Raw genomic sequence first — 15,910 nt, forward strand, 5'->3', positions numbered from 1 at the left:
ATCTGTGACGGCAATCCTAGCGTAATTTATTGGCGATGTCATGAATAATTTTACAATTTTATTTGAGTAAATAGGGTAGCAAAGTCAACCATTTGGTATATTTGAAGTGTTTCTGACTTTAAACCTGTCGTTATGGGGTAGAGTAGTGATTTGTACAGTGCATTTTTGGAACACGTACCTTCCTACCTACTGGATTACCCTTAGTGCAAGGAGGTATCTATGACTCGATTACTAGCAATCGCTTTTCTTGTGGTATTGGCGTTTATGCTATTTCGTTATCGAACTAACGAGAAAGTACAGAAAGGTGTCGTCATCACCGTCGTGTCGGCGTTTCTGATATACACAGCAACGCTCGTTGTTTCCGAATTGATTCGATAAAAAGATTTCGCTCCCAGGAGTATAAGTGGATAAGTATTCAGAAAACCAACAGGTTGATAACGAAGAAGTAGTCGTTATCGAGCAAAAAGATAATAAAGCTCGTCTGTACATAGGGATCGCCGCGGTACTTGGTATTGCAACTGGCGGGCTTATTGGTGCATCGATTACGCAGAATGATTGGCAAAAGCGCTACACCGAGCTTGAAACGCGCTATCAGCAAACCCTAACACAGACTCAAAACCATGAGGCAACGCTTTCAGAGCAGCTATCGATGGCGGAGTCTGAATCTCAGCTTAAGCTTCGTAAAGCTGTAGAAGAGAAGGTGGCTGAGCATCAAGAGCAAGTCGAGGAGTTAAACTCACAAATTGCTCAGCTAGAGCAGGACAAAACAGATCTTGCAAACCAACTCTCGAGTCAAAAGAAGCAATTGGTAAAAGAAGAGAAAAAGAATACTCAGTTGGCTCGTAAGAATGATATTCAAAGCTCTATGTTTGAGCAGTCGCAAGAGCTGTTCAAACGTGAAGCTGAATTAAAGGCAGAGGTCGCGAAGCTAGAACAAGAGCGCGCCCAGATTACCCCTAACCTTGATAGACTTAAAAAAGACTGCGACTTGTACCTTGAAGGGACGTCTTGGGACGCTAAGTCTGATTCTTGCGAGCGATACGACTCTGCAACGGCATCGCTCAGTCAAATCGAACAAATGCTCAAGGTTCACAATATGGATCTTAACCATATCGCAACGCTTAAAACAGAGCTTGGTATTCAATAAGCACTGCCTCTTATACTCCTCTTTTTGCCCGATTTATCAATAGGTTGATAGACTGGATTTAAAGAGGAGTCGTTTGACATAACCTCGATTTACATCAAATCTAGATGTAACTGATACGTCACTCTGTGGATCTTCTTCTCTCCTAACTCGAAGATCTCATCTCAATATCTACTTCTCTAAATCTCTCGATCTAGACTGGTCAAAACCGTGATGAGAGGGGATAACCGTGTCTATAACATTTAATCGGGTGTCGACCATTTTTGCACTTATGGCAATATCAGCCACCGTAAACGCAGAGGGTCATCAATATCTACCGAAGCCGCCGAGTGTGACTAACGCACTGGAATATGATCAAGACGTTGATCTAGAGAATTACTACGTCAGTGAGAAGTTAGACGGAGTGCGAGCAATCTGGACGGGAACAGAACTGGTAACGCGTTCAGGGAGAGTATTGAACGCGCCCAACTGGTTTGTTCAAGCGTTACCAAATATATCGGTAGAGGGAGAACTTTGGGCTGGGAGAGGGGCTTTTAGCCAAGTTCAAAAGACGGTGCTGGATAAAACACCAAACGATGAGCAGTGGCAAGGCATTACGTTTATGTTGTTCGATGTGCCGGGTCACTTGGGTACTTTTGAACAGCGTTACGAATATCTCACAACTTACTGTGACTCATTACCATACACACACATCCAATGCGTCGAGCAAATGCTTATCGCCACACATAAAGAGTTGGCATCGGTCCTTGCGGATGTCACTGAGCAGGAAGCAGAAGGTCTAATGTTAAAGGCGCGGCATGAAATCTACCATCCCGGAAGAAATAGCTCGTTAATCAAGGTAAAAACGGTTCAAGATACTGAAGGCATTGTTGTCGGATACAAGCCCGGGAAGGGGAAGTTTAATGGTGTAATGGGTGCACTGCTTATTGAGATAAAGGGTGGCGTGCGACTGTATGTTGGAACAGGGTTCACCGATGAAGAGAGAAAGCGACCTCCAGAGATTGGTAAAATCGTTACTATCAAACACAACGGATGGACTGATAATGGCGTACCTAGGTTTGCTAGATTTCATCGCATTAGAGAGCACGAGTAGCAGGAGCTAGTTATTTCGAATGGATGACAGAGAGCGCCCGCAGCGTTCAAACAACCCTTTCCAATATTTAACGTGCTCTCTACTGGTCTCCTTAAATTCAAGGTGTCGCTGGTGAAGGCTATAGACATTAGCGTCGCTTTGAGAGAGCAAGGCGGAAACGAACTGCGTTTCCTGAGCGATAGCTTGATACTCAGAGTCAACATAGGATAAATACGGCTGTACTTCTTCGACAAACACATTGTTGAAAACATTAACGAGGTACTTAAATCGAGATGAATCTCTGTTCTTACCACAAATAATCTGGTCATCGTATGTGTTGAGCTGGTTGGTAATGGTGCGCATCCAATGTGCGCTCGCCTCTAATGAAAAGGCTAGGCGACCGATGACATTACTCTTCTCTAATTGTTCTTGGTAAGGTGTGAGCAGCGGAGGGCGCTCAATCGTTGCCCGGTCGCCTGTCGCAATGAACTGAGCCACTTGATTAAATGCAGTTAATGACTCGCGCACTTGGAGCGCCGCACTCCCTTTATTGGCTACTAACCAATCATGCCCGTTGAGTTGTGATCGCATAGCATCACTTGTATAAACGAGGTTGAAGAAATAGTCCGGCAGGTACTGATACTTAACACTTAAAATATCTTGTAAGCTCGTTTTGAGCTCTAATTCGATTTGGTTCGAGGCTAGGCATCGTTCTAATCCATCAATGAGCTTTAATTGATAGTCAAAATTTCGAAACTGGTCCTGCACCTTACCTAATACGGAGTTTCGCTCCGCAATAAGTCCGAACAGCTGACATTTACGAAGTTGGTAGCTGTCAACAAGTCCCAGCGTTGTCCTAGGTATCTCTTTAGTGAGCTCTCTTTTCGATGGGAGTTCGACCAGAGTCAACTCGGGAGGAGGGAGTAAGTCACTCTCTTGAACATTCGCTATTCTCTCTTGATAGTCAATAAACTTAGCTGATGGGCTATCGTTGAAACAACCAGCTAGCATAACCGGTGCAAGCAAAAGGCTTACGCGCGTCATAATGGCAGCTGAAAGAGAGTCGCGTTCAGTTCTCATAATGGTTTCTAATTAAACTCTAGCAGTTGTATGTTTTTACAACGGTTTGTACGTAAGGATAGAGCATTTATGGTCATAGCGGGCGTGGAATAACTCAGTTGTAGCATTGGGCAAACTGCATTACCTCTCACAACCCCAACAATGAATATCCGCTACTATGATAAACAGAATGAAGAAATAAGGAGCCGTGATGAGCGATCAAGTAAAACTAGACTATGTAGAGTTTGCAGCCCAAGACCTAATAAAGACAAAGCAGTTCTTCACCGATGCGTTTGGATGGGACTTTCAAGACTATGGCGATGAATACAGTGCTTTTTCTAATCAGGGGCTTAATGGCGGTTTTTATAAAGCAGACATGTGCTCTGAGGCAAGCAAAGGCGGCGCGCTGTTGGTCTTTTACAGCCCCTCGATTGAAACAACCTACGATAAGGTCGTAAAGAGCGGTGGTGTGATTGTGAGAGAGATCTTTGACTTTCCAGGTGGGTGCCGCTTTCACTTTAGTGAACCAAGCGGTAATGAGTTCGCCGTTTGGTCGGAGTCGCGATAATAAAAAAGCTCTGGCGATAAACCAGAGCCTTGCAATTATGAGTGTTTAGAAGGTTAGTAAACGACTTTTACCTTCTTTGCACACTCTACCGCTTCGTCGATAGCGGTCTCTAAAGATTTACGCTTTGTCAAAATGACACCTAGGCGACGGCGACCATCGATGTCTGGTTTACCGAACAAACGAATCTGTGTTTGTGGCAGTGATACTGCCTCTTCAATGCCCTCAAAGCGAATGTTGTTTGAAGTCCCTTGACCCAAGATAACGGCTGATGCTGCTGGACCATATTGAGTGATACCATTTACCGGTAAACCAGTAAACGCACGTACGTGAAGCGCAAACTCAGACATGTCTTGAGAAATCAGTGTGACCAATCCCGTGTCGTGTGGGCGAGGAGACACTTCATTGAAGATAACCTTGTCGCCTTTAACGAACAGTTCAACACCAAAGATACCGTAACCACCCAGTGCGTTTACAACTTGCTCAGCGGTGTATTCTGCCGCTTTTCGCGCGTTCTCAGACATGACTTGTGGCTGCCATGACTCTCGGTAGTCACCGTCTTCTTGACGATGCCCTACAGGTGCACAGAAATGAACGCCATCAATCGCTCGAACGGTAAGCAAGGTGATTTCGTAGTCGAAGTCGATAAAGCCTTCAACGATAACGCGTCCTGCGCCAGTACGGCCGCCTTCTTGAGCATAAGTCCATGCAGACTCAATATCCGCCTCAGTCTTGATGACACTTTGCCCTTTGCCAGAAGAACTCATCACCGGCTTCACAACACATGGTACGCCAACGTGAGCAACTGCTGCTTTAAAGTCGTCATAGTTGTCAGCAAATTGGTAAGGTGATGTATTAAGGCCCAGCTCTTCTGCTGCTAGACGACGGATACCTTCACGGTTCATCGTCAGCTTGGTTGCATTAGCCGTTGGTACGACATTCAGGCCTTTTTTCTCAAGCTCAACTAGCTTGTCAGTCGCGATGGCTTCGATTTCTGGTACGACGTACGCAGGCTGCTCTTTTTCGATGATAGCTTCGAGTGCTTCCCCGTCGAGCATATCTAGTACATAGCTGCGGTGAGCAACTTGCATAGCAGGGGCATCTGCATAGCGGTCACAAGCAATGACTTCGAGACCGAGACGCTGACATTCGATGGCAACTTCTTTACCAAGTTCACCTGAGCCCAACAGTAATACACGCGTAGCATTTTCACGAGTAGCAGTACCAAACATATAATATCCTTGATCGTTCATGAGGAAGAATTGCGGTGGATCATACTGGAATTAACCAAGAAAGCAATCGTTTGCGCGGGAAATTACCATTCCTTTTCAATAGACATATAAAAACAGCCCCGCAACTAAGCGGGGCTAATAAAAAGGTTCGAATTCATATCATTACAACGAGATGTACTCGAGTGGAATGTCTGGATCAATGGCCTCAAGAGTTGCTTGAGTGTCTGCAAGGTGGCTAATTTTCCCAGATGCCATCTCAGCAAGTGCGACTAAACGAATAGATTCGAATGATTCACCATCAAGTAATAGCTGCATAAATGCCACTTGAAGTGGAGGAAGGCTCGGGTTGAACGCCGCGTTTTCAGCATAAGCACCCTGGTATACCTTTCCGCTTTCAGTCGCAATAGCAACGCCACTTAAGTTTTGTGTGTAAGGAGAGTGACTTCTATTGAGGGCATCAACTGCCGACAAGATCAATGCGTCTGTCTCTTCAGTCGATAAACCGTGCTGTTTTGGGCTCATCAGCGCATCAGTAATGCCAAGATCTTTAGGACCAAAAGACTCAGGTAGATACTCTTGAAGTGTCATTGCGTCACGTTGAGGCAACTGAACGACTAGGGTATCTGCTGTCGTGAGTTCATTCATAAACTGACGACAATGACCACATGGACTGTAGTTAATGGTTATGTCTGTAAGACCTGTTTCACCCTTCATCCAAGCGTGGCTGATCGCAGACTGTTCAGCGTGAACGGTTTGGCCTAATTGCGCGCCGATGATTTCCATGTTGGCACCGAAATATAACCGACCGGACAAGCCACGGACGATGGCACCGACATAAAATTCAGAGATCGGCGCGTAGGAATAAGCGGCAGCAAACGGGAGCAAGGTAACACGGAGTTCATCGTCTTCGAGTCCAGAGATCGCTAAAAGCTCATCAAATTGTTGCTTGGAAATTGTCGCGTCGAAATCAGACGCAGTAACAATAGGCTTTAGAAAATTTGCAATCTGTTCTGGGATTTCGGCCAACGCAGAATCAAAACGATCGGTCATGCGGTTTCCTATGTAATTGGACGTTTTCTTACATTCTAAGCAAGTTTTAAAGATATAAAGGTGATCATAATCACAAATAAAAATGTAATAAATGCAATGGTTCTACAGTAAGAGTGATGTCACACAAATTATGGATTGTAGGTCTCTACCAATCCATAAGCATGCATAGACAAGTCTAGGTTAAGAGATGAGGTGCGTAAGCCAAATTGAAAATGCGAACATTGATGGCGCTAGAATGGACGTAATGACACCACAAATTACCAATGCCAATGAACTAAAAGCGGCGTCTCGCGGATCTTTTTCTGCACTTGTCGCAGTCCCAAGTGCGTGCGATACCGTTCCCATCGTTAAACCCTTGGCAATGGGGTGGGTGACACCAAATATGTTGTAAATTGGATAGGCCATTATGGCGCCAAATAGGCCGACCAAAAGTACTAGGATAGCTGCAATAGATGGTTCTCCACCCAAATGACTGGAGACCTCCATAGCAATTGGTGTGGTAACAGATTTACCAAGTAAACTCGCAATTAGGTCCATATCTGCGCCCAGCAAGACCGCGATGATTGATGCTGTAAACATTGAGGCAATACTACCTACACCACAAGCGAGCGCTATGATACGCCAGTTCTGACGAATCTGAGGAAGCTGTTCGTAAAGTGGGTAAGCCAATGCAACGACGGCGGGTTGCAGTAAATAACTGATCCATTCATTGTCCGCGTAATAGGTATCAAACGATACGTCGAACCAGACTAAAACGGGGATTAAAATCGCGATACTGATGAGTAGCGGGTTGAAAATTGGGTTTTTCACTTTCATTGCGACGAAGCGCGCGAAGAAAAATACCGCAACGGTAATAGGAAGCCACATATTATTTGTCTCCCTTTTTTAGGAAGCGATCGAGAAACACAGAAAGTGCAATCAATACGATAAAAGAGCCCCCGACAGCACTTGCTAAAATTGGCAGGGCATTCTCTACTAACATTTCAAAATGGTTCATTAATCCCACGCTGATAGGCACGAACAGCAGGATCATATAACGAATAAACACATGAGCACCTGGCTGAACGATGGACACAGGCATGGCACCAGTAGCAAGTGCAGTGAATAGGATGAGCATTCCGAAAACACTGCCAGGGATTGAAACACCTAATAAGCTTTGAATCGCATTGCCTAGCCATAGAGAAATGAAAATGACAGCAAAAGACAGTAAATAGCGAAGCACGGTTTTGAGCATGGCTTCCTCTTAGTGATGAATAGTATCGCAAAACATATTGCAGCCACACAGGTAGAGAGTCGGCGGCTGCTTTTTTAACTACGAGGATGAAGATGTTAAGAAACGAGACGCTCCACGTAGCGGTAGACGGATTTTAGTATGGCGAGCTTCTTCTCGTCAGACTCATGTTCGTGAACTAAGTTTTCCATATTTAGCATGTAGTCTTCAATACGACTTTCGAAAAATTCACGACAATGATTTGCCCACTTCTGTTGCTCCGTCTCATCAAGGGTCCACGCAAAATGGCGGGCTCTATATCTAAACAGCAGAGGTTCAATACGAGAGTCACTAAAACTAATGTCTAATGCGGACAGGTTGTTTGGGTCCGTATCTCGAATGATATCCATCGCACTGCGATCTGCTGGTGTAAAGAAACCACTGTAGAGCTGAGTATCAACGTCACCATCGTTTTCAAACTCCCTTTCGATACTATATAACCCAATTAGCTTTTCTCGAATTTCAGGGTTCTGCTTGATGAGCGCGAGATTCTTCAAACATTGTTCTCTATCGATGCCGATCACTCCTGCATTTTCTGCTGTTAGCGTTTTAGCTGGAGCAAGAATAGGGCATTTATTTAGATGAATAAGCTTAAGTGGAACAGGCAGTTCACCTTCTGCTAGCTCATCGCGTCTGGTGTAGAGTCTCTTGTGAAGTGCCTCGACATCTAAATCTAGTAAAGGTTGAGGATCTTTGGCGAGATCGGCAACAATCACTGCATTTTGGTTTGTAGGGTGCCATGCAATTGGTACGACCCAGCTCGTGTATTGGCACTCTTTACCGAGCATTCCAGATACGTGCATAAGTGGAGTCATATTAACGATATCCACCAGTTCATTAAGCTTACGTTTGGTTCGCATAGAGTAAAAGTAGTCGAACAGCTTAGGTTGTGCTGCCTTAACTTTCTTAGCAAGCTCAATGGTTGCAATGACGTCCGCCATCGCATCGTGTGCGTTTTCGTGCTCAATACCGTTCGCAACAGAAAGGTGTTCTAACTTGAAACTGGTAAAACCTTCCTCGTTCTCAGGCCACTCAATACCTTCTGGGCGAAGCGCATGGCAGGCTCTCATTACATCGAGCAAGTCCCAGCGAGAATTGCCATTTTGCCAGCTCCATGCATATGGATCGATGAAGTTGCGATAGCAGGTGTATCGAGTTACTTCATCGTCGAAGCGAATACTATTATAGCCAAGACTTGTGGTATTTGGCGTCGCTAATTGCTCATGGATCTTCGCGATAAATTCTGGCTCTGGAAGCCCTTTTTCCTGACAAAGTTGAGGCGTGATTCCGGTAATCAACGCAGCTTCTGGCGAAGGCAGATAATCAGCAGGTGGCTGGCAATAAATGACTAAAGGGTCGCCAATGATATTAAAGTCAGCATCTGTCCTAACGCCCGCAAATTGACAAGGTCTGTCTTTCGCTGGGCTAACACCCCAAGTCTCGTAATCAAAGAAGAAAAAAGTGGGTTGGTGTTGGGACATTCGAAGTGCTTCCTTAAGTCGTAAAGTCAGCCGTGTAATCAAGGCTTTCCAGTAGTCTCTTATTAGACCATTGCTGCTATTACAAGGCAATGAACAAAGAAAAATACCCCTATACTCGCTGCTTTAATCGCCAAACCACCATCAAATTCGAATAAAGATACAATACGGCGATTTGTTTACTATATTGAAAAGAAAATGCCGAGGTAGATCGCATGGTTAGAGTGCCATTTATCATCGCTTGCGTATCCTTGCTTTTTGGTTGCGGCGACAAAGACGTTGACTCACAGTTGCGGAAAGAACTGCTCATTGTGACAGGCCTGCAACCTGGAGCTGGACTGTTACATCTAGCAAATGATGCAAACCAGTTCGAAGACGTTAACCTCATGGTCTCTATCAAATCAAAGCCGAGTGGCAAGTTAGCGATAAAATCAGTAATCAATGAGGATTTAGATGCTGATGTAATAACGGCAGCTGATATTGCTTACCTCGCTCATCAGCATTTGCTACCTGATTACCGCGTTGTTGCAACCGTGTACGACTCAGATAATGCAAACGGAATTGCCAGCCTAGAACCATTTTTAAGTATTTCAAACATCGAAAATAAAGTTCTATGTACTCAATATTTGTCAGCTCTTCATTTTTTCGGACAATCGCTTGTCGAGCGCAGTGGAGCAAAGAACGTCCGATTTGAGTTTGTCAACGTTGCAGAACTTAATCAAAAACTCATCGATGGAGAGTGTGATTACATCACAACTCGTGAGCCTCTCATTACCGACTTAACTGCGAAGAGGAATGGGAAGATATATGTGAAACACTTTCCTGGTACCTACCTTCAATATGAACTGGTGTTAGTGCACAATCGAGTTCCTGATGAAGTTGTAAGTAGGTTTTTGAAGGCGTTGATTCAAGCTGAGTCTGTGATTGAAGAGCGCTCTGAATACGCTCAAGCTGTACTGATCGAGAATCTGAAAACAGATCCTGAACAACTAGAATTAATTCTGAAGGAGAGTGTGCTTTCCGTTTCTCTATACCAGCCATTGGTGACTCTTTTTAATCGTGAGCTTGTATGGCTAAATTCTCACGGCTTGTATGAAGAAGCTATTGTAAATACACGTGACATGTTGCGCCCAGAACCTCTCCGAGATGCAGCTCCTTTGAGGCAAACGATAATCGACTATGAAAATTAGCATTAAACAAATACTGACGCTTTTTGTTGTCATCGTGGCTGGTTTCATGGTCGCGATGTTTTATCTGTCAGAGAAACAAGATGATGTAAAAGATGTGGTGCTCAAACTCGATGAAAAAGCGTTTAGAATTGGGCAACAGGCATCGCAGTTGAACGTAATCGTCGCTGATTACAACTTATACCGTTCGCCAACATCACTTGTTCAATGGTCAGCGACTTTAGATAAAATCGAACGTCAGTCGGTCCATCTTCTCAATATCACACACCTTGAGGAGAAAGTGCTGGCGAAACGACTGGACACGGATATATCTCGAATAAGAATGCAGTTTGAGTTACTGCGAGATGCGACGATTGACACGGATATTCAATGGATAACGATTAATCTCAATACGTACAGTCAAAACTTAATAACACAGTTACATAACTTGAGCCATGAAGCGAGGCAGATTGCGTCACAAGACCTATCTAAGCTTTCTTACTATCAGTATATCGTCGTGACCATTACCGCTGTGTTCTCGATTGTGTTACTGGTCATTTTATATAGTGCTTTAATACTGCCTTTAAAGGCTGTGAAGTCTGAGCTAAAAAGAATTGGTGAGTGTTATGATCAATACGATCATCACTCATTTAAGAAATCACGTATCAACGAATGGCACGAGTTGACGCTTGATTTAGAGGAAATGTATCAGCAACTAAAAACAACAACGGTTAGTAAAAAGGCTCTCTTAGACGAAGTAGAAATGAGAAAGGAGGCCGAAGGTAATGCAAACTTGCAAGCTAGGACGGACTTTCTTACCGGGCTACCTAATCGAAGAAGTTTTTTTGAGCACTTTGAAGCCCTGTTGGAGCGACGAAATAAGCGAGCGTTCCTGTTGTTTTTGGACATCGATAATTTTAAATCTTACAACGATAACCTAGGTCACATTGCCGGTGATGCGATTCTCAATAAGGTGAGCGCTGCTGTCTCAGAAGTAATTAGTGTCAATGATAAAGTTGCCAGACTCGGCGGTGATGAGTTTGCTATTTTGCATTTTGCGGACTCTGACGAAGGGGCACATGAGTTTGCTCGCTTGTTGCAACAAAAGATTCGAATGCCTATCGATTTGGGAACTACCCAATTACGCATCGATTGCTCAATAGGCATAGCCTGTTTCCCCGATGATAGCCTTGAGTTAAAACAGCTTCTATCTTGCGCTGACACGGCTATGTACTTTGCTAAGCGAAACCCTGTGACAACGTCCGGAATTCAACGCTTTACTCGTGAAATTGGAACGGAAAGCAAGACCAACTTTAATTTGTACCAGCAATTGAGAAAGTCAGTAGAACAGAAAGACTTTGAAGTATGGTTTCAGCCTCAGATTGATATGACAACATTATCGGTAAGTGGCTTTGAAGCGTTGCTCCGTTGGAAAAAAGCTGACGGCAGCTATGTTAGTCCTAGTGAGTTCGTTCCTATGTTAGAGCGGACCGTCGATATAGTGAGAGTTGGGGAGTTAGTGTTTGAAAAGAGTATTGCGTTTCAGAGAAAGCTAGCAGCTCTTGGAATGGATCACTACGTATCAGTGAACATCTCAGCGGTTCAACTGGAACGGTCAGATTTTGTTGATTATCTACGAGCGCTGATCATAAATCAGGGGTTAGAAGCGAGTAAGTTCCCACTTGAACTCACCGAAACCGCGATTTTTCAGAATAAAAATGCGACGCTGAATTCTCTCAAAAAACTCAATGATCTTGGCTTTTCATTACAGCTAGACGACTTTGGTACAGGAAATGCCTCTTTGGATCTTTTGAAGAACTTTCCATTCTCAATCATAAAAATAGATAAATCATTTACGCAAGAAGCGTTGAACAAGCCGGAGACTCGAGCAGTCGTGAAAGCCATCACGGGATTGTCTAAAGACCTGAACTTCGATGTGATTATTGAAGGCGTTGAGACAGCGAAGCAACAAGCATTGGCGAGAGAGTTCGGGATTAAGTTTGCTCAAGGCTACTTCTATGCGCAAGCCATGCCAATGGATGAGGCGATCGAATGGCGTGAAAATTATCAGCAGTTCTCGGCAGCTTTGTAACATCAATCTTCTCTAGAATGGACATTTAGACGTCTAGACATTGACAAGTCTAGGCGATCTCTTTAGTCTGCACGCCTTCCTGTTATCCATACCGCTGTTCAAATGTTAGAAAACAATAAAAACCATCAATCTATTTCGCCATCTTTAGTGGCACTATTGCCTTTGGCGCTGTTCTTACTCCTATTTATCGGAGTAGGAAGTTACCTTACGTATCAAGGTGTCGATTTTGCGTTTTATCAACTGCCAGCACCAATCGCAGCTTTACCTGCAGTTGTGCTAGCTGTTTTATTGAGTAAAGAAAAACTGAATAAAGCCATCGAGCAGTTTTTGCGTGGTGTTGGTCATCAAGACATCGTTGCCATGTGTATGATCTACTTGCTTGCCGGTGCATTTGCCGCAGTAGCAAAAGCATCAGGTGGCGTTGACGCGACAGTCAACTTGGGGCTCTCTGCAATCCCAACCAGTATGATTCTTCCTGGCATCTTTTTGATTTCTGCGTTCATCGCTACAGCAATGGGCACATCAATGGGAACAATTGCTGCTGTTGCGCCAGTCGCCTTAGGCATTGCTCAGTCAGCAGGAATGAGCATACCTCTCACCGCAGGTGTTGTCCTTAGTGGCGCAATGTTTGGAGATAACCTATCGATCATTTCAGACACAACCATTGCTGCAACTCGCTCTCAAGGTTGTGAGATGAAAGACAAGTTCAAAGAGAATGTACGAATTGCGATTCCTGCTGCACTGGTTGCTATTGTGATTTTTGCATTCAACAGCTCGGCGACACAGTTGCCAGAAACGGGTCCGATCGAGTGGTTTAAAGTCTTGCCATATCTTGCCATTCTTGTCTTGGCTGTTTCGGGTCTGAACGTGTTTGTCGTGTTGACAGTCGGGATTTTGTTAGCAGGTTTCGTTAGCCTTACATCAGTCGCAGATTATGAATTGACGAACTTTGGGCAAGATATATACGCGGGTTTCGGAAACATGCAGGAAATCTTTTTGCTCTCGATGCTTATCGGTGGCTTGAGCGAACTCATGCGTCAGCAGGGTGGTTTGGCTTACTTAACCAAGTTAGTGAGTAAGATGATTCGTACTTTTGGTTCTAAGCATGATAACACATCGAGTCGTCGAGCGAGTCAATTTGGTATTGCTGGTCTGGTTTCAATGGTAAACCTATGTACTGCTAACAACACGGTAGCGATTATCGTCTCAGGCAGCGTGGCAAAAGAGGTCGCAGATGAATATCAGGTAGCGCCACGTCGTTCCGCCAGCCTTCTTGATATTTACTCTTGTGTAATTCAAGGCATCTTGCCTTATGGTGCTCAAGTGCTTTTGTTAGGCTCAGTATTTGAGTTGTCACCTTTTGAGGTTGTTGGTCATTCCTACTATTGCTTTGCATTAGCCATAACCGCCGTTTTTGCCATCATGATTAAGCAGCAGAGTGGGACTCAATCAGCAGTAGAGAGCGCTGATGCCTAACTTCGATTAGGTTATGTTGGGCGATGTTCAAGCCTACTGCATATGTTTGATTGCTTTGGATTAGTATTAATGTTACTTACTATCTATATCAATTTAATGTACTTAAATTGGGTGACAGTACGTAAGAACGGATTGTGTCCATTAGTTTGCAATGAGGAAGTAGTATGTCAGAACTGAAAATCATAAAAGCGGATTACTCAGCAGTACCAGAACTGTGCGCAATGTTTCTAGATGCTTATGCCGATAACGAGGCTATGCAAGCCGCATTAAGACAAGATGAAGTTGCAGACTTTGCCCACGATTGCTACTGGCGTTGGGCAGTAGGTGAATGGGGTTTGGGCGGCGGTGAAGTCTACACTACGCCAGATAGAGACGGTTGCGTTATTATGCGCGCACCTGGTCAGCACCAGCCAGATGTGATGCAAAAAATGGAAATCCTATCTATTGTGACTCGAATGATGGGGTCTAACCGAATCGAGATTGCTAAAGAGGTATGTGAACAGATGCTCGCGGTTCCACCATTACAAGATTGTTACTGGTTGTGGGGTCTTGGTGTATCACCAAAAGCAGGCGGTAAAGGTCTAGCAAGTGCGCTGATCAAGACGGTGACTGACCAAGCTGATGAGGCAGGTAAGCCTACTTATGTAGTCGCTTCCAGTGAAAAAGTCGTGAAGACGTTTGAGCGACGTGGCTTTGAAGTGCTTTCGAAAAGTGAGAACTTCCCTTACTGGTTTATGCTGCGTCCAGCACAAGGCTAATCCAATTATCGTAAAAACGCGCTAGAGCATGCTCTAGCGCGTTTTTTTATAGCTCGTTTTCGATATTGATAGCTCGATACAACTTATCAAATACTTTGCTTGCCCCACCGTAGTTTGGCTCTTTGTTTTTAAGCTGAGTGCCACGGCGCCACTCTAGTTTGCCGTCATCATTTCTGTCTACTTTCCAATACAAACTCTTATCTCCGAGGAGATAATGTTGTAATTGCTGAGCAAACGCTTCGCTCTCAATCATAATGCCGAACTCAAGATTCAAAAAATCTGAGCGCGGGTCAAAGTTTGATGAGCCTATATAGCTCAACTTGCTATCTAGGATAAACGCTTTGTTATGATAGTGCCCTTTACTGGTATGCACATTCTTTAGGTGTATCGCGTGAGTATCGTACTCATAGATGTTCACACCCTTATCAAGAAGTTCATCTCTATGTTTCTCATAGTAAGCTGGAACAAAACCTGAATCATTTGATGCCATCGAGTTGGTGACTAAAGTGATGTCAGCTTCGTGGCTAGCAAAGTCATTGACAACTTTAAAGCCGTCCTCGTTTGGCAGCATGTAAGGCGTTGAGATCAACAGCTCCTTTTTCGCGCTAGGGTAGCGGTATACGAAATGCTCGATACGATGACGGAAGTAGGGCATCGAATCATCGAGTTTTTTAGCAGAGTCAAAAATGGGAGTTAACTTAGCTTCAATATAGTTTGGCTCTTGCAATACTCGAATTCTGGTTTCAATGTCTGCGATAATGTCCTGTTTGTTCTTGGTGACATTAGTTAGCGTGCGCTTGAATGACTCCAGCGGCTGCTTATCCTTAGGGTCTATTAGGTACGCGATATCTGAGGTGTAGTGAGCAACCCAATGCTCTTCGAAATTTCGTTCGAAATCCTCAGCTACGTCTCCTTGAATCAGTATGTCTAAGTCAAAAAAGTTATTTTTTGGCTTATAGCTAAAGTAGTCATCTCCTATGTTCCTTCCTCCAAGCACTAAAGTTTCTCCATCGATATTCATATACTTTTCGTGTAGGCGATGGTCTAGGTTTTTCTGATGCTTCTGAAAATCAAAGGCACGAGTTAACCAGCCCGCTTTTCGAGCGTTGAATGGATTAAAGATTTGGATATCGAGATTTTTGTGAGTTGCCGCGGATGCTAACCATTTTTCATTAAAGACCAGTAGATCATCTAGAATGATTCGGACCTTTACACCGCGTTCCGCCGCTGCGACAAGTTCCTCCAAAAATAGAAGGCCTGTAGTGTCCTTATTCCACGAAAAATATTCGATATCTATGCTTGTTTTCGCATTGCGTACCAACTCAATACGCCTTGCGATTGCCTCTGGCGCGCTTTCAACCAAGGATACATTGCCTTTGACTGTTTTGAATTCATAGTCTTGCTGAAACTGGTCAGAAACTTCTGGTTGTGGTGCAGCGCAGCCAGCCAGTGCTAGTAAAGTTAGGGTGATAAACGCGAGTTTTGATTTGAAAAGTGGCATGGTTCAATACCTTTATTAAGGGTTGAATCCATTCAACGATCGGCGAA

At 44.2% G+C, this 15,910-nt stretch carries 15 protein-coding genes; 8 read left to right on the plus strand and 7 right to left on the minus strand.

All coding sequences use genetic code 11. The annotated features are described in order from the left end of the window. Positions 1–219 precede the first annotated feature (219 nt). From AC6I8U_RS07530 to AC6I8U_RS07540, 3 genes are all read left to right on the plus strand, one after another. On the plus strand, positions 220–378 hold the full coding sequence (locus tag AC6I8U_RS07530) for a hypothetical protein (RefSeq protein WP_042472795.1): 159 nt from the start codon (positions 220–222) through the stop codon (positions 376–378). Between the two features lie 25 nt (positions 379–403). Next, positions 404–1,147 (plus strand): chromosome partitioning protein ParA, encoded by a 744-nt coding sequence (locus tag AC6I8U_RS07535; protein ID WP_498018203.1) that lies wholly within the window; start codon positions 404–406, stop codon positions 1,145–1,147. Between the two features lie 226 nt (positions 1,148–1,373). Then, positions 1,374–2,237: a DNA ligase gene (locus tag AC6I8U_RS07540; protein ID WP_498018204.1), complete on the plus strand. Its 864-nt coding sequence runs from the start codon at positions 1,374–1,376 to the stop codon at positions 2,235–2,237. A 6-nt stretch (positions 2,238–2,243) separates the two neighbouring features. On the opposite strand, the gene AC6I8U_RS07545 is transcribed toward AC6I8U_RS07540, so the two are convergent. Beyond that, the gene (locus AC6I8U_RS07545) at positions 2,244–3,296 is read right to left on the minus strand and encodes a DUF3080 family protein (RefSeq protein ID WP_498018205.1); all 1,053 of its coding nucleotides are present in this window, start codon (positions 3,294–3,296) and stop codon (positions 2,244–2,246) included. Positions 3,297–3,486: 190 nt separating this feature from the next. Between AC6I8U_RS07545 and AC6I8U_RS07550 the strand changes: the two genes are divergently transcribed. Continuing rightward, entirely contained in the window at positions 3,487–3,843 is a 357-nt protein-coding gene (locus AC6I8U_RS07550; protein WP_234495937.1) for a VOC family protein, read from the plus strand. Positions 3,844–3,896: 53 nt separating this feature from the next. Here the strand turns inward: AC6I8U_RS07550 and purT are convergent, their stop codons facing one another. The 5 genes from purT to sbcB form a co-directional block, all read right to left on the minus strand. Then, positions 3,897–5,072 carry a formate-dependent phosphoribosylglycinamide formyltransferase gene (purT, locus tag AC6I8U_RS07555; protein WP_498018206.1) on the minus strand — a complete coding sequence of 392 codons (1,176 nt, stop codon included), beginning with the start codon at positions 5,070–5,072 and terminating at the stop codon, positions 3,897–3,899. A 162-nt stretch (positions 5,073–5,234) separates the two neighbouring features. Continuing rightward, positions 5,235–6,122: a cytidine deaminase gene (cdd, locus tag AC6I8U_RS07560; RefSeq protein WP_498018207.1), complete on the minus strand. Its 888-nt coding sequence runs from the start codon at positions 6,120–6,122 to the stop codon at positions 5,235–5,237. Between the two features lie 180 nt (positions 6,123–6,302). Next, the gene (locus tag AC6I8U_RS07565; RefSeq protein ID WP_252014555.1) at positions 6,303–6,989 is read right to left on the minus strand and encodes an LrgB family protein; all 687 of its coding nucleotides are present in this window, start codon (positions 6,987–6,989) and stop codon (positions 6,303–6,305) included. 1 nt (position 6,990) lies between these two features. Further along, positions 6,991–7,356 carry a CidA/LrgA family protein gene (locus AC6I8U_RS07570; protein ID WP_042472803.1) on the minus strand — a complete coding sequence of 122 codons (366 nt, stop codon included), beginning with the start codon at positions 7,354–7,356 and terminating at the stop codon, positions 6,991–6,993. Positions 7,357–7,451: 95 nt separating this feature from the next. Further along, positions 7,452–8,873, minus strand: a complete 1,422-nt coding sequence (gene sbcB / locus AC6I8U_RS07575) for an exodeoxyribonuclease I (protein WP_498018208.1) — start codon at positions 8,871–8,873, stop codon at positions 7,452–7,454. Between the two features lie 212 nt (positions 8,874–9,085). Between sbcB and AC6I8U_RS07580 the strand changes: the two genes are divergently transcribed. From AC6I8U_RS07580 to AC6I8U_RS07595, 4 genes are all read left to right on the plus strand, one after another. Then, complete coding sequence (locus AC6I8U_RS07580; RefSeq protein WP_498018209.1) at positions 9,086–10,060, plus strand: ABC transporter substrate-binding protein; 975 nt, start codon at positions 9,086–9,088, stop codon at positions 10,058–10,060. After that, positions 10,050–12,128, plus strand: a complete 2,079-nt coding sequence (locus AC6I8U_RS07585) for a putative bifunctional diguanylate cyclase/phosphodiesterase (protein ID WP_498018210.1) — start codon at positions 10,050–10,052, stop codon at positions 12,126–12,128. The genes AC6I8U_RS07580 and AC6I8U_RS07585 overlap by 11 nt, the downstream gene beginning before the upstream one ends. Before the next feature lie 102 nt (positions 12,129–12,230). Continuing rightward, positions 12,231–13,604 carry a Na+/H+ antiporter NhaC family protein gene (locus AC6I8U_RS07590; protein ID WP_498018211.1) on the plus strand — a complete coding sequence of 458 codons (1,374 nt, stop codon included), beginning with the start codon at positions 12,231–12,233 and terminating at the stop codon, positions 13,602–13,604. A 164-nt stretch (positions 13,605–13,768) separates the two neighbouring features. Beyond that, on the plus strand, positions 13,769–14,362 hold the full coding sequence (locus AC6I8U_RS07595; protein WP_498018212.1) for a GNAT family N-acetyltransferase: 594 nt from the start codon (positions 13,769–13,771) through the stop codon (positions 14,360–14,362). 46 nt (positions 14,363–14,408) lie between these two features. Here AC6I8U_RS07595 and AC6I8U_RS07600 read toward each other — a convergent pair whose 3' ends face one another. Next, positions 14,409–15,863, minus strand: coding sequence for a phospholipase D-like domain-containing protein (locus AC6I8U_RS07600; RefSeq protein WP_498018213.1), 1,455 nt, complete (start codon positions 15,861–15,863; stop codon positions 14,409–14,411). Positions 15,864–15,910 lie beyond the last annotated feature (47 nt).

This window comes from Vibrio sp. KUL80 (assembly GCF_059725495.1).